The following is a 23,985-nucleotide window of genomic DNA, read 5'->3' as shown; positions in this document are numbered from 1 at the left end:
AGACGTGCAAGCACAAGAACTATATGGTCGGCAGTTAGCCTTATCCGCCGAGGCCGCGCGTGACTTACCGGCTGGCTGTCAAGTTTTGCCAGCGATGCAAGTGACGGCGACCCAGGTCCAGTGTCAACGCTGTGGCAGTCAGCTGGACCGCCAGCGCGCGCAATTACCGAACGAGCAGTATTATTGTTACCAATGTCTGAATCTAGGTCGTATCAGCACCCTTGTTAAACTCTATCATATGTCAGAACCGAATGCTTTTGCAACGGTCCCGACCTGTACTTGGACTGGTCAGCTAACGGTCCAACAAGCCGCGTGTGCACAAATGATTCAAGAAAAGTTTGCCGCACGAGAACGACAATTATTGTGGGCGGTGACCGGTGCAGGGAAAACGGAAATGCTGTTTCCCGGGATCACTTGGGCCTTAGCACAACGGTGGCGCGTGGCCATTGCGTCACCGCGAGTCGATGTTTGTTTGGAACTGGCGCCCCGATTGCGAGCAGCATTTGCGGATGCGCCAATTGCCGTGCTGCATGGCCGTGACCCGGAACCGTATCAATATACGCAATTGACGATTTGTACGACCCATCAATTGTTACGTTTTCGCCACGCCTTTGATGTCCTGATTATTGATGAAGTTGACGCTTTTCCATTCGCAGCTAATCCGCGGTTGGCATTTGCAGTCAAGCAAGCGCTCAAACCAGATGGCGCACTACTGTATTTAACGGCGACCCCTAGTCCGGCGCTGTTACGGCAAGTTCGACGAGGACAGTTAGCGATTAGTTATTTGCCATTACGGTTTCATCAACACTTACTGCCGACAATTACGGTGCGATTGCAGCCCAACTGGCCCCAGCTACTAGCACACGGCAAGTTGCCGCGGTGCCTAATTCAACGGTTACAGCAGTATCAGACGCGGCACCAACGCTTTTTGTTATTTGTGGCGCGAATCGAACAGTTGGCGCCCGTGCATCATCTGCTCCAACAGTTATTTCCGCAAATGGCGGGGCAGACGGTACATTCGGCGGACCCAGACCGGTTGACGAAGGTCCAGCAGATGCGAGATAAAGCCGTTCAATACTTAATTACGACAACGATTCTGGAGCGCGGCGTGACACTGCCGGGAATTGATGTCATTGTCTTAGGTGCGGATGATGCCGTGTTTTCGACGGCAGCGCTGGTGCAGATTGCGGGCCGGGTCGGTCGTAGCAAGGCACGACCAACTGGACTAGTCTGGTTTATTTGTCAGCAGCATGGCCGTAACATTAAGCAAGCACAGCGCCAGATTCGTACCGTCAATCGAAAGGGGCGAGCATTGCGTGCCAGCATGCCTATTGTGTCAAAGTCAGATTCAGATTAAGTTAACCTTGCCGTGGTTATTAAGCTGGCAACCCATGCGCCGCCCAGTGGTTTGTGACCGTTGCTGGCAACGCTTTGAGTCGATCAAGCGTCTCCATGCTTGTCCAGGTTGTGGGCGCGCACAAGACCAACCGACGCAATGTCTCGATTGTGCCCGCTGGCCGACATTAGCTGGTTTTCATAACGAAGCCCTATTTCGTTACAATGAGGCGATGCAAGCTTATTTTCATCAGTATAAATTCAGCGGCGACTATCAATTGCGGCAGGTGTTTGCGACGGTGTTTCAACAAGCTGTTCGCCAGCGCATCGCCCATACCGCAGCAATAGTTGTGACGATTCCTGTCACGCCCGCGACGATGCAGACCCGGGGATTCAACCAAGTGAGTGGGTGGATACCCACGATTGAAACGGCGGCAGTACTGACGACTCAAGCTACGACTAAGTTAGTGCCGCAGTCCAAAAAAGACCGGCACGCGCGGTTGCTGACGCCCCAACCGTTTAAATTAACCACGCCGACAGATATTACCGGTCAGTCGATTTTAATTGTCGATGATATTTATACGACGGGCCACACGATTCGGCATGCGGCCAGCCTGCTTTTAGAAAACGGTGCCAAGAGCGTGACAGGGCTGACCCTCGCCCGTTAATTTCGGTGGAAAGTGCCGTTTGGATTGTTTATTGTAGCGCTTTCTATTATAATGAAATTAAGCAAAGTAATTAGAGAGTGGTCCTTTAATTACTTTGGGTACACAGTAATGTGTGTGAAGGGAGAGAAGATCTATGCTAAATTTTAATATTCGCGGTGAAAATATCGAAGTGACCCAAGCAATTCGGGACTACGTTCAAAAACGGGTGGGCAAGTTACAGAAGTACTTTGACAATAATGTTGACTCAATTGCCCATGTCAACTTAAAAGTTCACCCAGACAAGACGGCTAAAGTCGAAGTCACTATTCCACTTCCCTATTTAGTTCTCCGGGCAGAAGAAACTTCTCCTGATATGTATGCGAGCGTTGATTTGGTGACCGACAAGTTGGAACGCCAAATCCGTAAGTATAAAACTAAGGTCAACCGTAAGTCCCGTGAAAAGGGCTACAAAGCGATTGACTTTGCAGCGACTGATGAAACAGTTGCCGCTGCCGACAATGATCAGGACGATAAGTTAGACGTTGTACGCACGAAACGCGTGGCTTTAAAGCCAATGGATAATGAAGAAGCAATTCTGCAAATGGATATGCTCGGCCATGACTTCTTTATCTACGAAGATGCGGAAACCGACGCAATTAATATCGTCTATCGGCGTAACGATGGCCGTTATGGTTTGATTGAAACCGACGACAATCACTAAATTTTGAAACGTAACTAACGAGGACTGGTCAGTTGACCAGTTCTTTATTTTTGACCATGGAAGTCTGTTAGGGCAGACGTTCGGTTAAGAAATGCTGTCCGACTGAATTAAAGAACCCGGGTCAGCGATTGGAAATACGGGGTTAAAGACTAATATTTAGTTAAGGATGTAAATAAAACGGCTGACGGTATCGGTTACATAGGGGTCCGTGGTTTTCATTACTAGTAAATAATGGTAAAATGACAGATGGTATTTTATTTTGAAATGGACAATTGAAATTAAAATTTAGATTAATTATTTGGAGAGGATACGTAAATGGCCAACATTTTAAAACGCTGGGTTGAAAGCGACAAGCGGACTATTCGGCGTCTGGATAAGATTGCTAATAAAGTTGAAGCTTATGCTGACGAATACGCCAAGTTAAGTGATGCTGACTTGCAAGCGAAGACCCCAGAATTTCGTGAACGTTACAAGGAGGGCGAATCGTTAGACGATTTGTTGCCAGAAGCATTTGCTACGGCGCGTGAAGGTGCTAAACGGGTGCTGGGACTTTACCCGTTCCACGTTCAAATCCTCGGTGGAATCGTGTTGCATCAAGGTGACATTGCCGAAATGAAGACTGGTGAAGGGAAGACCTTAACGGCCACCATGCCAGTTTATTTGAACGCCATCTCTGGTAAAGGGGTGCACGTTGTTACGGTTAACGAATATTTGTCAGCTCGTGACGCGACCGAAATGGGTGAGCTCTATAACTGGTTAGGCATGAGTGTCGGCATTAACGGTGCTGAAAAGTCACCAGAAGAAAAGCGGGCTGCCTATAACGCAGACATTACTTATTCAACCAATGGTGAAATCGGGTTTGATTACTTACGTGATAACATGGTGGTTTACCGTGAAGACATGGTACAACGCCCATTGAACTTCGCGATTATTGATGAAGTTGACTCCATCCTGATCGATGAGGCGCGGACGCCGTTGATTATTTCTGGTCAGTCAGAAGGAACGACTGGGATGTACAAACGGGCGGACCGGTTTGCCAAGACGTTGACTAAGGATGAAGATTACAAAGTCGACCTCGAATCCAAGACGGTTGCGTTATTGGACGAAGGGATTCGAAAAGCAGAAAAGTATTTCGGTTTAAAGAACTTGTATGATACTGACAACACGGCTTTGAACCATTACTTGGACGAAGCCTTACGGGCCAACTACATCATGCTCAAGGATAAGGACTACGTGATTTCTGACGGTGAAGCGTTAATCGTTGATTCCTTTACGGGTCGGATCATGGATGGTCGGCGTTTCTCTGACGGGTTACACCAAGCGATCGAAGCGAAGGAACACGTTGAGATTCAAGAAGAGACCAAGACCATGGCCAACATCACTTATCAAAATTTATTCCGGATGTATAAGAAGCTTTCCGGGATGACTGGGACGGCCAAGACGGAACAAGAAGAATTCCGTGAAATTTACAACATGGAAGTTATTACGATTCCAACCAACCGGCCAATGATTCGTGATGACCGTTCTGATTTACTGTACCCAACGTTACAAAGTAAATTTAACGCGGTTGTTAAAGAAATCAAGGAACTCCACGAAAAGGGTCAACCAATGCTAATCGGGACCGTTGCCGTGGAAACATCAGAATATTTATCACACCGTTTGGATGAAGAAAATATTCCGCACGTGGTCTTGAACGCCAAGAACCATGCCAAGGAAGCCGATATCGTTGCCAATGCCGGTCAACGCGGCGCCGTCACGATTGCCACCAACATGGCTGGTCGTGGGACGGATATCAAGTTAGGACCGGGTGTCAAAGAAGTCGGTGGGTTAGCCGTTATTGGGACCGAACGTCATGAATCACGGCGGATCGATAACCAATTACGGGGCCGTGCCGGTCGTCAAGGTGATCCTGGGATGTCACAATTCTACCTATCACTTGAAGATGATTTGATGTTGCGGTTCGGTTCTGAACGAATCAAGAACTTCTTGCAACGGATGAACGTGGAAGATGACGACGCTGTGATCCAGTCACGGATGATTACGCGTCAAGTTGAATCTGCGCAGAAACGGGTCGAAGGGAATAACTACGACTCACGTAAAAACGTGCTTCAATATGATGACGTCATGCGGGCCCAACGTGAAGTGATTTACGGGGAACGTCAACAAGTAATCATGGAAGAAAAATCCTTGAAGCCAGTGATTATGCCAATGATCAAACGGACCGTCGAACGCACCGTTCAATTGCATATGCAAGGCGATGAAAAGGATTGGGACCTTGGTGCCGTGGTTGACTTTGCACAAGCGGCCATGGTCAAGGAAGATTCCATCAGCGTCGATGACCTGAAAGGCAAGTCACCAGCTGAAGTTGAGGATTACTTGATGAAGCGGGTCGACGAAGTTTACGATGCCAAGACGAAGCAATTATATGATGCTGGTCAAATGCTTGAATTTGAAAAGGTCGTTTTATTACGAGTGGTCGATTCACATTGGACGGATCATATTGATTCAATGGACCAATTACGGCAATCAATTGGGTTGCGTGGTTACGGTCAGTTGAACCCATTAGTTGAATACCAACGTGACGGTTATCAGATGTTTGAAGAAATGGTCGCCGATATCGATTACGATACGACACGTCTCTTCATGAAGTCAGAAATTCGCCAAAATATTCAGCGTTAAGATTAAGGTTAACGAAAGCGAGTCTGAGACTGAGGTCTTGGGCTCGTTTTACGGTTGCAAACGATATTAAATAAATAATAAATAAGTTGAAAGAAGGGTTCTTTGTGGAATTAAGTGAATATAAACACCTGATCACGGAAATGCAAAGTGCTGTCGACGACTTTAGGGGGTCGCTTTGACTTAGATGCGTTGAACGAAAGCATCCAAGAAAACGAAGCCCGAATGGCCGAACCAGGATTTTGGGATGACCAGGCTGCGGCGCAAAAAGTCATTGACGATAATAATGCGTTAAAGAGTAAGTATGAGACGTTCAAACAATTGTCTGATGAGGTCGGCGACTTAGCGGTGGCGTACGAGTTACTTAGCGAGGAGCCGGATGCTGAGATGCAAGCTGAGTTCGAAACGGACTTCAAGCATGCCGAACATGATTTACAACAGTACCGCCTCAGTTTGCTATTAGATGGCCCGTATGACCGTAATAATGCAATTCTGGAAATCCATCCCGGTGCTGGTGGAACGGAATCACAGGACTGGGGATCGATGTTGCTGCGGATGTACACGCGTTGGGCCGCTAGTCATGATTTCAAAGTCGAAACGGTCGATTATCAAGCGGGTGATGAAGCTGGCATCAAGAGTGTCACGCTACTTATTAGTGGACATAATGCGTACGGTTATTTGCGCTCCGAAAAAGGCGTGCACCGGTTAGTTCGGATCTCGCCGTTTGACGCAGCTGGACGGCGGCATACGTCCTTTGCCAGTGTCGACGTGATGCCGGAACTAGACGACACGGTCGATATCGATGTGCGGCCAGAAGATCTGAAGATCGACGTTTATCGGGCGAGCGGTGCTGGGGGTCAGCATGTTAACAAGACTTCTTCAGCCGTTCGAATCACGCACATTCCGACTGGAATCGTGGTGGCTAGTCAGGCACAACGGTCGCAATTGCAGAACCGGCAAACGGCCCTGAATATGTTGCGGGCCAAGTTGTATGAGCGTGAAGAAGAGAAGAAGGCCAAAGAACGCGCGGCGATTCAGGGTGAACAGATGGACATTGGTTGGGGCTCACAGATTCGCTCCTATGTCTTCCATCCGTACACCATGGTGAAAGACCACCGGACCAATTACGAGTCCCATGATGGTCAAGCCGTGATGGATGGCGACCTTGATCCATTCATGGACGCCTATTTACAATGGAAATTAGCGCAACGGAACCCCCAATAATGATGGGGTAATACTAAGGTGACCTATCGTTGTGTAGGTCGTCTTAGTATTTTTTTGGCCAAAAGTCTTATAATATAGAAATATTAATGCGGTAATAGCAAGGCTGACCAGTTTGAAACGGCGTTGGTCTACACCGGTAAAAATGCTATACTAACTTCAGAGTTTAACGTTAGGGGTCACGCACATGCAGGTATTGAAGATATTCGAATTGTTCCTTTTACAGCCACTCGTTTGGATTGGCTTACTGCGCAGCTATTTAACTGCCAAACGCCGAGTCACCTATGAACGCCAAAATTTTCATAGCGCCATCAATTCACAATTGGTCGAGGTCCGGCACTTTTTCATGGACGGCTGCTTATTGGGAATTTTAATGACCATCATTAGTTTGGCACTCGGGTTAGTGGTCTCACCAGTCTGGGTCGTCCTGTATGAGGCACTTGCGACCATTAGTCTGATTATTCTGCCAGGAATGCTAGTTCCGGTGACGGTCTTTGGCTTGAGTTGGTTGGGATACTGGCTCATGAGCCCCCAATTGACAACAGTTGGCGGAATTTTGCAACAACACGGCATTTCAACGACGAGCATGAGTGGCAACTTGGTCGTTAATGGCCTGATGTTATTAGCCGTTGTTTTGGGGACGACGGCATTACTGCTACGTTGGCATGACCATCAAGGCCGTTCGCCGAAGTTGCAACCAGATCAGCGTGGCAAACGGCTGGTTCGTTACCAATGGCAGCAATTATTAGTCTTACCAGTTGGTGTGTTGATTCCAGGAGATTGGATTCATGCGACGCTCAGCTGGTGGCCGGTATTCACGGTTGGCGAGCGGTCATTTAGTATTATATTATTGCCATTATTAGTTGGTGCCAGTGCGCGGGTTTACAAGCAGTTGCCCCAAATTGCGTGGCGCCAACTCGCGACCCGCTTGGGGGGTGTCGCGGTGGTCAGCGTGATTCTCGCCATTGTGGCCCGCTTTGCAGTACTCAGTCCACAGTGGTTGCTGGGGCTATTAGCATTCGTGGTCGTGTTGACTTGGGTTGTGATGATTCAACATCGATTTGATGATCGGCATCAGCAATTGCGTTTCTCTGATACTGAACAGGGCGTGCGCGTGATTGGTCTCAGACCGAATACACCTGCAGATAAGTTGAATCTAGACTTAGGCGACGTGATTCTGGAATGTAATCGCCAACCGGTCAACACAGAAACGGAGTTTTATGCTGCGCTATTGAAAAGTCCAACCTATGTCCATTTAAAAGTACGTAACCGACAACAAGAATTGATTATTACCGAAACGGCGATTTATAATGGCGCCCCACACGAGTTAGGAATTGTGTTATTCACTGATCAGGAGGATTAATGACCATGGATAAGATTTTAGTGGTAGACGATGAACCGGCAATCGTAACGTTATTGTCATACAACTTAAAACAGGCGGGATACGAGGTCGTGACGGCGACGAATGGTGCGGACGCGTTGTCACTAGGTCTGGAACAATCGTTTACATGTATTTTGTTAGATTTAATGTTGCCGAAATTAGATGGAATGGAAGTCACTAAAAAGTTACGGCAAGAAAAGATTCAAACGCCGATTATTATTGTGACAGCTAAAAATGATGAATTCGATAAGGTCTTTGGATTAGAACTCGGGGCGGATGACTATATCACCAAGCCGTTCTCACCCCGCGAGGTCTTGGCGCGAATCAAAGCGGTGATTCGGCGGACAACCCCTGATGAACCGGTGACACCACCAACGCCAATCGCACCCGCTAATCGTTCCGTGATGCTAGTCGGGGATTTGCAGATTGACCAGAATAAATATCGGGTCGCACGCAACGGTGAAAATATCAGTTTGACACCGAAAGAGTTCGAGCTACTGATTTATTTTGTCGAACGTGAAGGTCGGGTGCTCAGTCGTGATGCGATTTTAAACCATGTCTGGGGCTATGATTATGCCAGTGAGACACGCATCGTGGATATTCACATTTCACATTTACGAGAAAAAATCGAAGCAGATCCAAAACATCCGCGCCTGATTCGGACGGTCCGGGGCTTCGGCTACGAATTCGTGGGTGACAGTCATGCATAATCGCTGGCAACAGACGACCAGAATCTTAGTCATGGAAAATGTCCTGATTACATTGATTGTCCTGGTTGTGTTGCAGCATTTTTCACCAATCAAGTGGTCGTGGGGATTAGTGCTGAGCCTCTGCTGCGGGCTCATTGGCTTAGCAATTATTGAAGGGGTCATCACTTGGCATCAGCAATATAATCGTCAAAAAACGATCGACCGGATGGAAGCCAAACTACGCCAGATGAGCAGTCAGCAGTTTCCACCCCACATTTTACTGCCACAGTCAGATCCGTTATATAGTCTGGCCCAGGCAGTCAATCAATTAGAAAGCTTTCAAAAGCATCAAACGCGGCGTGCGGAGTTACAAGAAAAAGAACTGATGATGATCATGCGCTATTTACCCGTTGGGGTGATGGTAATTGACCATCGCCGACAAGTACAACTGTCCAATCCAACGATGAGTGAGTTGTTACAGGTTCCCGTTAACTCTGTTGCCCACATTTATACGAAGGACATCCAACTGTACGCGTTGACCAAGTTGATTGAAGATACGATTACTAGTGGTGACAATCAACGGGCGACGATCACATTGACGCCGGCACCTAATACGCAAGTGGTGGAAGCTTCCACTGTTTACATTCAAGGGAACCGCGGCCAGTTTCAAATCGTCTTGATTCTGTATGATATTACTGAGGTCTATATGATCGAACAGATGCAGGATGATTTTGTTAGCAATGCCAGTCATGAATTGAAGACGCCGATTACGGCGATTGCGGGGTTCACTGAGACGTTACTTGGCGGGGCTAAGGATGATCCAGAAACGCTCGACCAATTTTTACACATTATTGCGGATGAGAGTCAGCGGCTGATCGATTTGATTCAAGACGTGCTCTCGTTGTCACGCATTCGAGCTCAGAACACGACCAAGTTAACCTTGTCGTCAGTTGCGGTGCGACCGTTGATTACGCAAGAACTAGCGGTCGTTCAGCAGGCCACCGACCGGCAACACTTGACGATTAATAATCAAGTTGATCCGGATTTGACCGTGACCAGTGATGCCCAAAAACTCAATCAAATCGTCAAAAACTTGCTGACGAACGCGATTAAATATAATCGACCACAGGGGAGTGTGACGATTGCAACCCATGTCGGTGAACAATCTTGGTCGTTGATTATTAAAGATACTGGGATTGGAATTAGCGCGGACGACCAGCAACGGATCTTTGAGCGCTTTTATCGCGCCAGCCCATCCCGCTCACAGCAACTCGTGAGCGGCACGGGACTCGGACTAGCCATCGTCCAGGAACTCGTGAATGCGATGCAAGGCACGATCGAAGTGGTCAGTCAGCGAGGCGTCGGTACAACAATGACGGTGACGCTACCTTTAATTGCGCCGGAATCAGATTAACTAACCGGTGATACGCATTGTAGGCGTTATTCTTTAGCATTAAAGATAATTAAAACGTGCTATTTTCTAAGTTCAAGAGCCGCCAGCTGAGACCCGCTGGAACAGTGCGAGTTAGCGTAAACTTGCTGTCGTGGAGACGTCCTAGGCCGGCTTCCAGGCATTCTGGGCAATGGCCGGAACGTGGTGGACACAGATTTAAGCCGACGACCCACGTCTTAAATACTGGTCTTCCACTAACCAAGCCAAAAACGCTTGCTAAGTGGAATTTCACCACTGGGCCTTGCCCAGAATACCTTCCAGCCGGGATGGTATTCGAAAGGCAGACATGTGTGGACCCAACATTTTATTGGATTAGTCTTTGATTCCTTGGTACACGGGGACTTTGATATTGAACTTTCAGATCAGTTTCTAACAATCGTTAAACTTTCTTACCCAATGTTTTAGCTTTTCGAATCAGCGACTCCACGGTACTTGTCAGAACTTTTCCTAGTTGTCTGAGATAGCAAAATCTTGGATTCTCAACGAAGATAATCCTATCGACTAAGTCCAAGACCAGTTGCTATTGAAGTTGGTGGCATTAAGATGGGTGAATAATATTTGTTAATCTTCTCAGCAGTTAAATGCCATAAGTCATCATCGATACTGATTAAGAGCTTTCTTGAAGGGCAAGCCACCTAATATTCAGTGGTCAGTTGTACCAAGTTAGGTGGTCGTTCATCCGCCATTCGAGCGGCTTCCCGACTGGAGGGGCTGGCTGACAATGCTCAAGGGCGAAGTTCTTCTTGTCCGGGTGGGTTTCCCGGGCTAGAAGAAGACTCGTATTTGAAATTGCGCAGTGGTCTTCTGCGTGAGTTCAAATCGATGTCCGCCCTGTTCCAGCGTTGTTAGCCAGCCCCGGAAGTCGAATTAGGAAGCGCATTGGCTGACGCACAGGACGCCAACTTGGCACGTTTTAATCATGATTCATGATAAATCAACTAACACATTGTGTCCGTGATATTAATGGTGCCCACTGACAAGTCACCATTAAAAATGATTCAAAACATAACGATTTTCAAAGTGAAATGTAAACTTTGAAAATCGTTTTTTTGTGCACTTTTCTCATGTTCTTGCCATTTTAGGACGGATAAAGCGTCAAATCCTTAAAAATAATTCGACGTTTACACAATCTTTACAAAACTCATATAAAGCATTTACACAAACTTTGTATTATTGATATTGAGCAATGGGTAGGAGGTATACATTTATGAAAAAAAGTCGGGTCATCCAATTAATTGGGTTGGTCGTGATTATTGGATTGGTCGGGTTGGCGTATGTGCGTCGTGACCGGACCAGTGCCAGTGAATCGATCACAGCAGTTGGATCAACGGCCTTACAGCCACTAGTTGAAGCTGCCGGTGAACAATATAGTAGTACCCACACCGGGGTATTGATCAATGTGCAGGGTGGTGGTTCTGGAACGGGGCTGAGTCAAATTCAGTCGGGCGCTGTCGCTATTGGTAACTCAGATATTTTTGCAGAAGAACAATCGGGTATCACCGCTAGTAAGTTGATTGACCATCGGGTTGCCGTGGTCGGCATCGCACCAATCGTCAACAAACGCGCGGGTGTCACTAATTTGACGCAACAACAGCTCATCCAGATTTTCACGGGTAAAGTGAAGAACTGGCGTGAAGTCGGTGGACGGGACTTACCAATCACACTGATCAACCGCGCACAGGGCTCTGGAACACGTAAAACCTTTGAGCGGTATGCCTTAAAGGGTCATGACAGTATTGAATCCCAGGAACAGGATTCTTCCGGATTGGCACGCTCAATCGTTGCCAGTACGCCAGGTGCCATCAGCTACGTGGCATTTTCATATTTAGACAAATCTGTTCAGACCGTCAAAGTTGACGGTGTTCGACCAACAGAGCAAAATGTGCGGAATAATCGCTGGTACATTTGGTCGTATGAACATTTATATACCGGGAAAAATCCCAACCAATTAACTAAAAAATTTATTGATTACATTTTATCAACCGCTGTTCAACAAAAGTTAGTCAAGCAGTTAGGTTATATTTCGGTCCATGACATGCAAGTTCAGCGGAATGCGGCCGGTAAAGTTTCAGTTGTGAAATGAGGGAGAGCGCATGGATAAAATTAGAGAGAGTTTATTGAAGAAATCAGTTGCTAGCAAGATCGAACGACGTGGTAAAGCCATTAGTTTGCTCTGCCTAGCTTTAATTGTCGGCGTCGTTTTTTTGATTTTTTACTTTGTGGCGTCACGGGGACTCGCAACGTTCTTCGAAAATCACATTAATATTTGGCAATTCTTGAGCGGCACACAATGGAATCCTGGCACGATTGGCAGTAATGGTCAACCGGCCGTGGGCGCCTTACCAATGATTGTCGGGTCGTTCTTGATTACGATTCTTTCCGCATTGGTTGCAACGCCCTTTGCCATCGGAACTGCCGTCTTTATGACTGAAATCTCACCTCGTCGCGGGGCACAAATCTTGCGGCCAGTTACTGAGTTATTGGTCGGTATTCCATCAGTTGTTTATGGGTTTATCGGTTTACAAGTTGTTGTACCATTCGTTCGCAATACGTTTGGCGGTAGTGGTTATGGGATCTTATCAGGGACGTTCGTGCTGTTTGTCATGATTTTACCGACTGTGACGTCCATGACGGCCGATGCGTTGAATGCGGTCCCTCGTTATTACCGAGAGGCGTCCTTAGCTTTGGGTGCAACGCGTTGGCAGACAATTTATAAAGTCGTGTTACGCGCTGCGATTCCTGGCATGCTGACGGCGGTCGTCTTCGGGATGGCCCGGGCGTTTGGGGAAGCCCTCGCGGTACAGATGGTCATCGGGAATGCGACGCTGTTACCACACAACTTGGTCTCGCCAGCAGCAACCTTGACGAGTATCTTGACGATGGGAATTGGGAACACGGTCATGGGGTCATTACAAAATAATGCACTCTGGTCATTAGCAATGATCTTGTTACTGATGTCCTTAGTCTTCAACCTAGTTATCCGCTACATTGGGCGAAAGGGGAAATTAAACCATGAACGCTAAACGAACTGATAAAATGGCGACCGGGATTCTCTACGGCGTCGCGGCCTTCGTGGTCATTATTCTAGTCGCCCTGTTAGGGTACATTTTGATTCAAGGGGTGCCCAAGATTTCTTGGCACTTCTTAACATCACCAGCGTTAGCCTTTGAAGCTGGTGGGGGGATTGGGATTCAATTGTTCAACTCCTTCTACCTGTTATTTTTAGCCTTACTGATTTCGCTCCCAATCTCGCTGGGTGCCGGAATTTATTTAAATGAATACGCGCCACAAAATACGGTCACTGGTTTGATTCGGACGACCATCGAAATTTTGAGTTCTTTACCTTCCGTGGTCGTGGGGTTGTTCGGTTATTTATTCTTCGTGGTTCAGTTCAAGTTAGGCTTTTCGATTCTGTCTGGGGCGTTTGCACTGACTGTTTTCAACTTACCGATTTTGACGCGGAGTATTGAAGAAGCCTTAGCCAATATTTCAGATAATCAGCGAGAGGCGGGTTACGCCCTTGGATTATCACGCTGGGAGGCGGTGACCAAAATCGTCGTCCCCGCTGCGTTACCAAGTATCATTACGGGGGTCGTCCTCAGTGCCGGCCGAATCTTTGGGGAAGCCGCAGCCTTGATCTACACGGCGGGCCAAAGTGCACCAGCGTTGGACTTTACCAACTGGAATCCGTTCGACATTAGTAGTCCGTTGAGCCCCTTACGACCAGCCGAAACGTTGGCGGTCCACATTTGGAAAATCAACTCTGAAGGGATCATGCCGGATGCCAAAGCCGTTTCAGCCGGTGCTTCAGCCGTGCTGATTATTGCGGTCTTACTCTTCAACTTCTTGGCTCGTTGGCTCGGCAAACGCTTGTACAAACACTTAACCGCTGAATAAAGGAGGCCGTTTTGATGGCAGATAACACAATGATGACAACGCAACGAAATATTATGACGTTTGATCCTAAAGACCACGAAATCGCGCTTTCTACCGAAGACTTACACGTCTTTTACGGGAATTCGGAAGCCATTTCGGAAGGTGATTTGCAATTCGAACGGTATAAAATCAGTGCGTTAATTGGCCCTTCTGGTTCCGGGAAGTCGACCTACTTGCGGTCTTTAAACCGGATGAATGACCGGATTGCGACTGTAAAGGGTAAAATTATGTATCGTGGCTTGGATATTAATAGTAATGACATTGATGTCTATGAAATGCGTCGGCACATTGGGATGGTGTTCCAACGGCCGAACCCGTTTGCAAAGTCGATTTATGAGAACATTGCCTTTGCATTGCGGCAGCGTGGGTTGAACAATAAACAACAGTTGGATGAAATCGTTGAACGTTCACTCCGTCAAGCTGCGATGTGGGACCAAGTTAAGGACGATTTGAATAAGAGTGCGTTAGCGCTATCCGGTGGGCAACAGCAACGGCTCTGCATCGCGCGGGCAATTGCGGTCAAGCCTGATATCTTATTACTGGATGAACCGGCGAGTGCCCTCGATCCAGTCTCGACTAGTCAAATCGAAGATACCTTACTAGAATTAAAGCAAAACTACACGATTATTATCGTGACTCATAACATGCAACAAGCGTCACGGATTAGCGATTACACGGCGTTCTTTAACCTTGGAAAGGTCTTGGAATACTCAGAAACTGGTGAGATTTTTACGAATCCGCAAGTTGACCTGACAAACGACTACATTTCCGGGAACTTTGGATAGGAGGATCGTTCATGAGTACAATTTTAACGACTGAGAACTTATCATTATTTTATGGTAAAAAAGAAGCTCTGAAAGGTGTTAACCTAGACTTTGAGGACCGCGGGATCACTGCGTTGATTGGCCCTTCCGGTTGTGGGAAATCCACTTTTCTGCGCTGCCTGAACCGCATGAATGATCTGATTCCAAACGTCACGATTACTGGTGAAGTTAATTTTAACCAGCATAATATTTACGCTCCGACGATGGATACGGTACAATTACGGAAAGAAATTGGGATGGTATTCCAACAACCCAATCCTTTTCCGTTCTCAATCTATGAGAACGTGGTCTATGGGCTACGTTTAGCTGGTGTCCATGATAAGGAACGTTTAGATGCGGCCGTTGAAAAGAGTTTGAAGCAAGCGGCAATTTGGGATGAAGTTAAGGACCGCTTGCACGCCAATGCGTTATCACTGTCTGGTGGGCAACAACAACGGGTCTGCATCGCACGGGTGCTTGCTGTGGAACCCGATATCATTCTCCTAGATGAAGCAACCAGTGCGCTGGATCCCATCTCTAGTCGAATGATTGAAGAGACCCTATTGAATTTACGTCAAGATTACTCTATCATAACTGTTACGCATAACATGCAGCAGGCTTCACGAATTTCTGACCGCACGGCGTTCTTCTTGAATGGTGAATTGATTGAAGTGAACGATACCAAGCAGATTTTCATGAATCCGGTTAGACAAGAAACCAATGACTATATTTCGGGACGATTTGGTTAGGAGGAAAAAACATGCGACGACTTTTTGATGATGAACTAAATGATATTGATGCAAACTTCACTGAGATGGGAATGATGGTCAGCGAAACGATCGAAAAGGCGGTTAAAGCCTTTATTGACCATGACCGCGATTTGGCCCAAGAGATCATTGATAATGATAAAAAAATCAATCAACGTGAAGTGGAACTAGAACAAAAATCGTTTGAAATGATTGCGTTATACCAGCCCGTGACTTCCGACTTACGGGAAATTGTCACCATCTTGAAAGCCGTTTCTGAATTGGAACGTATGGCTGACTACGCGCGTAACATTGCCCACGCCACGATTCGGGTCAAGGGTAACGTTCGTGTTCCTGAAATCGAAGCCGCGTTATCCGAAATGGGTAACCGGGTTCGGAAGATGGTAGAAGACATGTTAGCCGCCTACGTGAAGAGCGATGACCAAGAGGCACGCCGCGTTGCCGCCAAGGATGCCAAAGTCGGTGAGATGTACGACAAGATCAACGCTAAGGGCATCTCTAAGATGGAACGGCACCCAGAGACGGTAATCGGATCGACCGATTATTTAAATGTGGCGACTTACCTGATGCGGATTGGGGCCTTAGTAACGAATATCGGCGAATGGATCGTTTATTTGAACACGGGCGAAATCATCGAACTGAATCCAGAAAGCTCCAACTTAGTCTAGTTAATCATAAATAATTCTTTAAAGCCGGTCGTCTCGTTTGCAACCGGCTTTTATAATTAGTAAGATAAAGTTAGACCAGACTTATAAGGAGTGGCTAACGATGAAATCAAATACAAAACAAAAATTAACTAAATCCAATAATCGCGTTTTTGCCGGAGTCTTGGGCGGAATTGCTGAATATTTAAATTGGAATGCAAATGTATTACGAGTCTTATATGTTATTTTGACCTTAATTACCCATGGCTTTGGTCTTTTGGTATACTTATTATTAATGACAATTATTCCAAGTAAGCCAGAAAATACCGGCTTCTTCGAACAGATGCGGCAGAGTGCTGGCCAACCAGCACAACCAACCAAACATGGACGAAAAGAAATTCATAATGTTCATGAGGAGGATGAGCCGCGTCACCAAGATTAATGGAGTGATAAAAAAGTGGGTTTTGTGAAACGAATTTTAATCAATACGATCCTATTTATTGCGATTGCAGGCTTCTTTCAGAGTAGCTTTCACGTTGCCAATGTGTGGATGGCGTTATTAGCAAGCTTAGTGTTGGCGTTCCTGAACGCTGCCATTAAGCCGGTATTGATCATCCTTTCATTGCCAATTACGTTAATCACGTTAGGGCTGTTTAGTATTGTCATCAACGGGTTTATGCTCCAAATGACCTCGTTTGTCGTTGGCAAGAATAACTTTGGCTTTTCGAGTTTTGGCATGGCGATTCTTGTCTCCGTCCTGATGTCGATTGCCAATGTGATCGTATCCAATTTTTTCGCAAAAGACAGCATTGATGGTGAATAAAGCGCTTTAAAGTGCTAAAATTAGCAGATAGGGATAATCCGTTTTCAGTCATAAAAGTGTGGCCGCTTGAAAAGGTAGCGTAATAGCGCGACTGGACAACGCCGGTCACACTTTTTTATTAACGGAACGATTTGGAGGGATTCATTTGGCAGAGAGTGTAACCGTTGCCGATTTGGTTAAAAATACGCGTCTGGACGTTTACCATGGCGCTGATTTATTAGATAAAAAAGACATTACGACTAGTGATATTTCACGCCCGGGACTCGCGTTGACCGGTTACTTCAACTACTATCCACGTGAACGGGTTCAATTATTAGGCAAAACTGAAACCGCTTATTCAAAGAACATGAGTCATGATGAACGGTTGATGATTTTTCGTAAAATGTGTCAATTAACGACGCCAGCGTTTGTGATTTCAACTGGTTTACCAGTGCCAGAAGAACTGGTTCAAGCTGGTGAAGAGAATGGGGTGCCGATTCTTGGCACTAAGATGACGTCGTCACGGATCTTGAGTAATATGACCAATTACTTGGAAGGCAAACTCGCTGAACGGCAGTCCGTTCATGGGGTCTTGGTCGATATTTATGGTCTCGGTGTCTTGATCACTGGTGACTCCGGTGTTGGGAAGAGTGAAACCGCGTTGGAATTAGTCAAACGGGGCCATCGTTTGATTGCCGATGACCGGGTCGATGTTTATCAACAAGATGAACAAACACTGGTTGGTGAAGCGCCTGCAATTTTGAACCACCTATTGGAGATTCGCGGTATCGGAATCATTGATGTCATGAACCTCTTCGGGGCTGGTGCGGTCCGTCAAGATACTGACATTGACCTCATCGTCCACTTAGAGAATTGGACGCCTGATAAGCAATTTGATAGACTAGGGAATGGAGAACAGAATCGGAAATTCTTTGATGTTGAAGTTCCAGAAATCTCAATTCCAGTCAAGACCGGGCGTAACCTTGCCATTATTATTGAGGCGGCGGCCATGAACTTCCGTGCCGAGAGTATGGGATATGACGCAACCAAGGTATTTGATGATAACTTGAACAAGCTGATCAAAACGAATTCCGTCCACGATTCTCACAAGGCATAAGGAGATGGCAGTAGCGTGAATACCGTTTTAGGGGCACTTAACCCGATTGCACTACGGTTGGGACCAATTCAGGTCCATTGGTACGGCGTCATTATTGCGAGCGCCGTCGTGATTGCGGTGGCACTCGCGGTACGTGAAGGTCAGAAGCGGGGCATTCGTCCCGATGATATTTACGACATGATTTTATGGGCACTCCCATTTACGTTGATTGCGGCGCGGACGTATTACGTCATCTTTCAGTGGTCGTATTATAGTCAACACCCGAGCGAGATTATTCGTATCTGGGATGGTGGGATTGCCATATACGGTGGCTTGATTGGTGCCGGAATTGTGGTCGTCCTATTCTGTCGGTCGCGGTTCATTCCCACCTGGTTAATGTTGGACGTTGCGGCGCCCACGGTGATCATGGGCCAAGGAATTGGTCGCTGGGGTAATTTTATGAACCAGGAAGCCTTTGGGCGTGTCACGAGTCTGAGCTTCTTGCAAGGGCTTCATTTGCCCGAATGGCTCATCAATCAGATGTATATCCAAGGCGCGTATCGCCAACCGACTTTTTTGTATGAATCAGTCTGGGATTTATTGGGGTTTGTGATGTTGATGGTGACCCGCCATCGAACGAATTGGTACAAGCAAGGTGAGGTCTTCTTGACGTACGTTGCTTGGTACGCCTTTGGTCGCTTCTTTACGGAAGGGATGCGTACTGATTCGTTAATGTTATTTAACGTCATTCGAGTCTCACAAGCATTATCAGTCGTGCTCTTCTTCGGGAGTATCGGCCTGATGATCTGGCGGCGGCGACGTCATCCAGAGAATCGCTGGTATTTAGCTGGTTCAGGGCAAAAGATTGCCACGGAAAACAAGTAGAGTAGAGGTTATTTACATGTCAAAACAAATTGCCGTCTTAGGTGCTGGCTCATGGGGCAGCATCTTGGCAAATTTATTAGATGAAAATGGTCATTCCGTTCGTTTATGGTCGTACGCACCTGCACAGGTCGCTGAACTCAACGAACACCACACGAATCAGCGCTATGTGCCTGATTTTCACTATTCAGAAACATTGACGGCTTATTCAGATTTAGCAACCGCAATCGACGGTGCCGACGTGATTTTATTCGTCGTTCCAACCAAGGCAATTCGAAGCGTCGCACACCAAGTTGCCGACGTGTTAGCGAAAACGAATGCCCACCCAATCATTGTTCACGCAAGTAAAGGGTTGGAACAAGAGACCCATAAACGGTTGTCGCAAGTCTTGGCTGAAGAAATTCCGTCTGCGCAACGTGAAGCAATCGTCGTATTATCAGGGCCAAGTCACGCTGAAGAAGTCGCACGGAAAGATATTACGCTGATTACTGCGGCGAGTGATAATGAGGCGGCGGCCGAAACGGTACAACAACTCTTCATGAACGATTACTTCCGAATTTATACGAATACGGACGTGGTCGGTGTTGAACTGGGCGCTGCGCTCAAAAACATTATCGCGTTGGGTGCTGGTGCGTTACATGGCTTAGGCTATGGTGACGATGCCAAAGCAGCCTTGATGACGCGGGGACTAGCTGAAATCAGTCGGTTAGGTGTTGCGCTAGGGGCGAACCCATTAACGTTTATCGGCCTTTCTGGTGTCGGCGATTTAATCGTTACTGCGACGAGTGTGCATTCACGTAACTGGCGTGCTGGTAACGAGCTCGGCTCCGGTCAAGATTTGAAGACGGTCATTGATACGATGGGTATGGTTATTGAAGGTATTCCGTCAACTAAAGCGGCTTATGAATTAGCTCAGCAACAAAATATCGAAATGCCCATCACGGAAGCGATTTATGATGTATTATATAAGAGTGCTGATATTAAGGAAGTCATTCCACAATTAATGCGGCGCGAGGGGAAACCTGAGATTCAGTAGGAGTTTCCAAACTAATTTCACTATTTTTAGGAGGATTATCACATGTCAAAAGTTAGAAAAGCCGTTATCCCAGCGGCCGGTTTAGGGACCCGGTTCTTACCTGCTACTAAAGCGATGCCTAAGGAAATGTTACCAATCGTTGATAAGCCAACGATTCAGTTCATTGTTGATGAAGCACGCAAATCTGGTATCGAAGATATTGTTATCGTTACTGGTAAGAGTAAGCGGAGTATTGAAGATTACTACGATTCTAATCCAGAACTTGAAGATAATTTACGGGCCAAGCACAAGGAAGAAATGCTGAAGCTGGTTCAAGAAACGACCGATATTAACTTATACTTCATTCGTCAATCACACCCACGTGGCTTAGGGGATGCGGTCTTAACGGCCAAAGCGTTCGTTGGTGACGAACCATTCGTTGTCATGCTTGGTGATGACTTGATGGAAGATAAAGTGCCATTAACGAAGCAATTGATGAATAGTTACGATAAGACACATGCTTCAACCTTGGCCGTTATGAAGGTTCCTCACGAGGAAGTTTCGAAGTATGGGGTCATCAATCCTGAAAGTGAAAAGGAACCTGGCTTGTACAACGTTAACAACTTTGTTGAAAAGCCATCACCTGAAGATGCACCTAGTGATTTAGCCATCATTGGTCGTTACTTACTAACACCAGAAATTTTTGATGTTCTAGAACATCAAAAACCTGGTAAGGGTGACGAAATTCAATTGACCGATGCCATTGATACGTTGAACAAGACGCAACGCGTTTTCGCCCACGAATTCAAAGGTACGCGGCATGATGTTGGTTACAAGTTCGGTTACTTGAAGACGACCATCGAATACGGGTTGACTCATCCAGATGTTAAGGACGACTTACGGACTTACATCAAGGACTTAGGTGCCCAATTAACCAAAGAAGATAGCACAACGGCACCAAAGGCCACTAAAAAAACAACCAAATAAGCGCCACTGATCAGGTTGAGCATCGTCTTAACTTGATTGACGAGCGAGAATCGGCAGCCATTCCAATCTGGGGTGACTGCCGATTTTTTTGCGGTGGTCAAATGAGGTGAGAAGTCGTATGGCTGACCCATGTCAGAAATACCGATCAATGAACTGGCCGGCTACGGTATGCTGCATAAAAAAGCCATGAAATCTGCTTCAAATTTCATGGCTGTAATCCAAGACAATCGCACGTCGTTATCAGTGTGAGCCCCAATTAATGATGAATAATAGCTAATGGTCGGCCTTTAATTTGAATAAATGTGGTTTGCCGTAATAGTAACCTTGGCGTAATGCGATATTTAAGTCATCTGCCATCTGGTCTTCAACGTCATTTTCGACGCCTTCGAGAATCAGGCGAATATCATGCTTTAAAGCGATGTCGCGCCAAAATTTCAGTTGAATTGGAATCTCGTTTTCGCGATCTTCCGCGCGAAAGTTTTGCATCGCAAACTTGATTTCTTCAGCTGATTCTAACAATGGTTTGATGTGATCATACACGTTGATGCCAGTCCCAACATCATCAAGACTGAATTGTAAACCGCTGGCCTTGTACTTGGCAATTTGTTGTTGCATGGCCGCCAGCGTATAGGTGTCTTCACCCGGTTCTTCGGTGACTTCAACGATGACGTGAACCGGGAATAATTTCTTCTGCGCGTCAATGACGGCGTTGGCGATGTCATCGTTCAGAAATTGTTTGCGGTTGAAATTAATCGACACCGAGCCAATTTTAAGTGCTAGTTCACTGGCCGTAGCCTTTAGTAAGCTGACTTGTACATCGATTGGAATATTATCGAAGCTCTCCGGTAATGTCCAGCGGTCCTGATCGGTTTCACGATAGCGAATCAGCATTTCGTAACCAATCAGTGAATTATTAAATTTATTTAACTGAGGCTGAATAAAGTAACGGTACATGAGCTGGCTCCTTTGATTGGATTAAAACGTTGAACCTTTCACTAATACATACTATACCAAATAACGACTTAGGGAAACTGTTTGTCACTGACTTTTTTGCATTATGTTGAATGTCAATTGGGATAATGATAATTGTGCTCAATCAACTAGTTGGCCAGTTAAGTGCTCACAGTCGTTGATAAGCGGCAGAAATTAAACGAGTTCAGGTCCCACATCGCAGTTTGTCATTCGGGGGTTTGGTGGTTACGGACGGGTGATATGTCTCGTGCAGCGTCAGCATAATTTGTGGTGGTCTTAATTCGCGACGAGATGAGTATGAGATTGCACGACCGAGTCAGTTGAATACTTGCTGTTTTTAGGGCGACTAAGCTGTTCAAGAAGACTGGTTTCAATTCGGCCGTAACAACCGTCAGCCAACCCTGACCATAACGACGGTTATCAGGTTATCAATAACTGTGTCAATTGTTGATTAAGTAATGTAAATTTAGAGAGAAGCAGTTATAATTGATTATGTTTAAATAAATCAAATTAATAATGGGAGTAAATGAAATGAAAATCGTAATTGTTGGGTGTACCCATGCTGGGACTGCCGCTGCAGCCCAAATTTTGAAAAGTCATCCTGAAGCCACAGTTCGAATCTATGAGCGTGATGATAATATCTCCTTTCTATCCTGTGGGATTTACTTGTACTTGGGGGGCAAAGTCAATCACCTAGAGGACATGTTTTATTCTTCACCAGAGGCCTTAGCCAAGCTGGGAGCGTGTGTTAAAACACAGCATAACGTGCTCAAAATTGACGCGCAGGCCAAAACGCTGCAAGTCGTCGATATGCAGACGGGGAAAGTCTTCGATGATACCTACGATAAGTTGATTATGACGACGGGGTCAAACGTGGCCGTGCCACCGATTTTTGGGATTGATGAATCCAAAGTGTTGCTCTGCAAGACTTATCAACAAGCCCAAGAAATTTACGAGACTGCCAAGGACAATCAGCGCATTGCCATCATTGGGGCGGGCTATATTGGTACGGAATTATCCGAAAGCTATGCTAATACGAATCATGACGTCACCTTGTTCCAATCACATGACCAGATTTTGAATAACTACATTAGTCCGGATATGTCCGATCAGGCGGTGCAATTGTTGAAAGCGCACGGCGTCAACGTGTTGCTGAACCATCAAGTGACGGCCTTTACTGGTGGGGATGATGGCGAACTCGTTATCGAAACCAATCAGGGCGATTTTACGGCTGATTTGGCAATCGTCGGGACCGGGTTTGTGCCGAATACGGAATTGTTGCGGGGACAGGTCGAGATGGATAAACACGGTGCCATCATTATCAATGACTATGTGCAGACCTCGAATCCTGATATTTACGCTACCGGGGACTCGTGCGTCGTCAACTTTAATCCGACTGGGGCGTCAGCCTACACGCCACTAGCGACTAATGCCGTTCGTCAAGGTGCTTTGGCGGGGTTAAACGTCTTTGGCAATCAGCAACGTTACATGGGGACACAAGCGACGTCCGCGATGCAACTCTTTAACCACACACTGGCAACGACCGGTTTAACGCTGAAAATGGCCCAGCAAAGTCATATTCCAGCCGAACGGGTCACGTTTGACGGCACGTGGCGGCCTAGCTATATGCCAAGCACCGATAAACTCACGATCGAACTCATCTATAATCCGGAGAATCGTAAAATTTTGGGTGCCCAATTCTTGAGTGCTCATGAGGTCGCCCAGTCCGCGAACGCAATCTCGATTGCGATTCAAAATGGGAATACGATTGATGACCTAGCCTTTGTCGACATGTTATTCTCGCCTAATTTTGATGACCCGTTTAACTACCTGAACTTGGTCGCACAACAAGCCGTTGAACAGGAACGTCAGGCCGGACGCGATAACCCCCGTATCACGGCCTATGGCGATTGGGCAAAACAAAATGACCGTGACTTACAGTAAGCCGTTACGTCGAT

22 protein-coding genes are annotated in these 23,985 nt (G+C 46.5%); 21 read left to right on the top strand and 1 reads right to left on the bottom strand.

The features are described from left to right. Positions 1 to 4: 4 nt before the first annotated feature. The 20 genes from KGF70_RS01860 to galU all read left to right on the top strand — a co-directional run bounded on the left by KGF70_RS01860 (position 5) and on the right by galU (position 21,055). On the top strand, positions 5 to 1,357 hold the full coding sequence (locus KGF70_RS01860; RefSeq protein WP_216767530.1) for a DEAD/DEAH box helicase: 1,353 nt from the start codon (positions 5 to 7) through the stop codon (positions 1,355 to 1,357). Then, positions 1,317 to 2,003 (top strand): ComF family protein, encoded by a 687-nt coding sequence (locus tag KGF70_RS01855; protein WP_216767531.1) that lies wholly within the window; start codon positions 1,317 to 1,319, stop codon positions 2,001 to 2,003. The genes KGF70_RS01860 and KGF70_RS01855 overlap by 41 nt, the downstream gene beginning before the upstream one ends. 133 nt (positions 2,004 to 2,136) lie before the next feature. Next, on the top strand, positions 2,137 to 2,703 hold the full coding sequence (gene raiA, locus KGF70_RS01850) for a ribosome-associated translation inhibitor RaiA (protein WP_003637821.1): 567 nt from the start codon (positions 2,137 to 2,139) through the stop codon (positions 2,701 to 2,703). Positions 2,704 to 3,018: 315 nt separating this feature from the next. Further along, positions 3,019 to 5,382: a preprotein translocase subunit SecA gene (gene secA, locus KGF70_RS01845; RefSeq protein ID WP_003637822.1), complete on the top strand. Its 2,364-nt coding sequence runs from the start codon at positions 3,019 to 3,021 to the stop codon at positions 5,380 to 5,382. 104 nt (positions 5,383 to 5,486) lie between these two features. Then, positions 5,487 to 6,603 (top strand): peptide chain release factor 2 gene (gene prfB, locus KGF70_RS01840; protein ID WP_099722273.1). Its coding sequence is split into 2 segments (ribosomal slippage): positions 5,487 to 5,558 and positions 5,560 to 6,603, totalling 1,116 coding nucleotides; the frame shifts between segments, so codons are not numbered across the junction. 184 nt (positions 6,604 to 6,787) lie between these two features. Next, on the top strand, positions 6,788 to 7,963 hold the full coding sequence (locus KGF70_RS01835; RefSeq protein WP_216767532.1) for a PDZ domain-containing protein: 1,176 nt from the start codon (positions 6,788 to 6,790) through the stop codon (positions 7,961 to 7,963). After that, positions 7,963 to 8,691, top strand: a complete 729-nt coding sequence (locus KGF70_RS01830; RefSeq protein ID WP_082230274.1) for a response regulator transcription factor — start codon at positions 7,963 to 7,965, stop codon at positions 8,689 to 8,691. Before KGF70_RS01835 ends, KGF70_RS01830 begins: the two co-directional genes overlap by 1 nt. After that, positions 8,684 to 10,084, top strand: a complete 1,401-nt coding sequence (gene pnpS / locus KGF70_RS01825) for a two-component system histidine kinase PnpS (protein WP_216767533.1) — start codon at positions 8,684 to 8,686, stop codon at positions 10,082 to 10,084. Before KGF70_RS01830 ends, pnpS begins: the two co-directional genes overlap by 8 nt. Positions 10,085 to 11,330: 1,246 nt before the next feature. Next, positions 11,331 to 12,206 (top strand): phosphate ABC transporter substrate-binding protein PstS family protein, encoded by an 876-nt coding sequence (locus KGF70_RS01820; RefSeq protein ID WP_216767534.1) that lies wholly within the window; start codon positions 11,331 to 11,333, stop codon positions 12,204 to 12,206. A gap of 10 nt (positions 12,207 to 12,216) precedes the next feature. Next, positions 12,217 to 13,146, top strand: a complete 930-nt coding sequence (gene pstC, locus KGF70_RS01815; RefSeq protein ID WP_003637827.1) for a phosphate ABC transporter permease subunit PstC — start codon at positions 12,217 to 12,219, stop codon at positions 13,144 to 13,146. After that, positions 13,136 to 14,020, top strand: a complete 885-nt coding sequence (gene pstA / locus KGF70_RS01810; protein ID WP_216767535.1) for a phosphate ABC transporter permease PstA — start codon at positions 13,136 to 13,138, stop codon at positions 14,018 to 14,020. The genes pstC and pstA overlap by 11 nt, the downstream gene beginning before the upstream one ends. 14 nt (positions 14,021 to 14,034) lie before the next feature. Then, positions 14,035 to 14,844 carry a phosphate ABC transporter ATP-binding protein PstB gene (gene pstB, locus KGF70_RS01805; RefSeq protein ID WP_003637829.1) on the top strand — a complete coding sequence of 270 codons (810 nt, stop codon included), beginning with the start codon at positions 14,035 to 14,037 and terminating at the stop codon, positions 14,842 to 14,844. An 11-nt stretch (positions 14,845 to 14,855) separates the two neighbouring features. Continuing rightward, complete coding sequence (pstB, locus tag KGF70_RS01800) at positions 14,856 to 15,611, top strand: phosphate ABC transporter ATP-binding protein PstB (protein WP_003637830.1); 756 nt, start codon at positions 14,856 to 14,858, stop codon at positions 15,609 to 15,611. Between the two features lie 11 nt (positions 15,612 to 15,622). After that, on the top strand, positions 15,623 to 16,297 hold the full coding sequence (phoU, locus tag KGF70_RS01795; RefSeq protein WP_003637831.1) for a phosphate signaling complex protein PhoU: 675 nt from the start codon (positions 15,623 to 15,625) through the stop codon (positions 16,295 to 16,297). A gap of 100 nt (positions 16,298 to 16,397) precedes the next feature. After that, entirely contained in the window at positions 16,398 to 16,715 is a 318-nt protein-coding gene (locus KGF70_RS01790; protein WP_050339150.1) for a PspC domain-containing protein, read from the top strand. 15 nt (positions 16,716 to 16,730) lie between these two features. Further along, complete coding sequence (locus tag KGF70_RS01785) at positions 16,731 to 17,096, top strand: phage holin family protein (RefSeq protein WP_088769986.1); 366 nt, start codon at positions 16,731 to 16,733, stop codon at positions 17,094 to 17,096. A gap of 145 nt (positions 17,097 to 17,241) precedes the next feature. Next, a complete protein-coding gene (hprK, locus tag KGF70_RS01780; RefSeq protein ID WP_003637834.1) occupies positions 17,242 to 18,192 on the top strand; it encodes an HPr(Ser) kinase/phosphatase in 951 nt (316 codons plus the stop codon). A 15-nt stretch (positions 18,193 to 18,207) separates the two neighbouring features. Next, positions 18,208 to 19,056, top strand: coding sequence for a prolipoprotein diacylglyceryl transferase (gene lgt, locus KGF70_RS01775; protein WP_050339148.1), 849 nt, complete (start codon positions 18,208 to 18,210; stop codon positions 19,054 to 19,056). 16 nt (positions 19,057 to 19,072) lie between these two features. After that, entirely contained in the window at positions 19,073 to 20,089 is a 1,017-nt protein-coding gene (locus tag KGF70_RS01770) for an NAD(P)H-dependent glycerol-3-phosphate dehydrogenase (protein WP_101873995.1), read from the top strand. 42 nt (positions 20,090 to 20,131) lie between these two features. Next, positions 20,132 to 21,055 carry a UTP--glucose-1-phosphate uridylyltransferase GalU gene (gene galU / locus KGF70_RS01765; protein ID WP_088769983.1) on the top strand — a complete coding sequence of 308 codons (924 nt, stop codon included), beginning with the start codon at positions 20,132 to 20,134 and terminating at the stop codon, positions 21,053 to 21,055. A 273-nt stretch (positions 21,056 to 21,328) separates the two neighbouring features. On the opposite strand, the gene KGF70_RS01760 is transcribed toward galU, so the two are convergent. Beyond that, the gene (locus tag KGF70_RS01760) at positions 21,329 to 22,009 is read right to left on the bottom strand and encodes an EAL domain-containing protein (RefSeq protein ID WP_050339145.1); all 681 of its coding nucleotides are present in this window, start codon (positions 22,007 to 22,009) and stop codon (positions 21,329 to 21,331) included. Between the two features lie 549 nt (positions 22,010 to 22,558). On the opposite strand from KGF70_RS01760, the gene KGF70_RS01755 reads away from it, so the two are divergent. Next, on the top strand, positions 22,559 to 23,971 hold the full coding sequence (locus KGF70_RS01755; protein WP_216767536.1) for an FAD-dependent oxidoreductase: 1,413 nt from the start codon (positions 22,559 to 22,561) through the stop codon (positions 23,969 to 23,971). Positions 23,972 to 23,985: the final 14 nt, after the last annotated feature.

The sequence above is a fragment of the Lactiplantibacillus sp. 7.2.4 genome (genome assembly GCF_018991185.1).
Classification (GTDB): domain Bacteria; phylum Bacillota; class Bacilli; order Lactobacillales; family Lactobacillaceae; genus Lactiplantibacillus; species Lactiplantibacillus pentosus.
The sequence above is the reverse complement of the archived record's forward strand: the minus strand, read 5'-3'. Positions and strand labels throughout refer to the sequence as shown.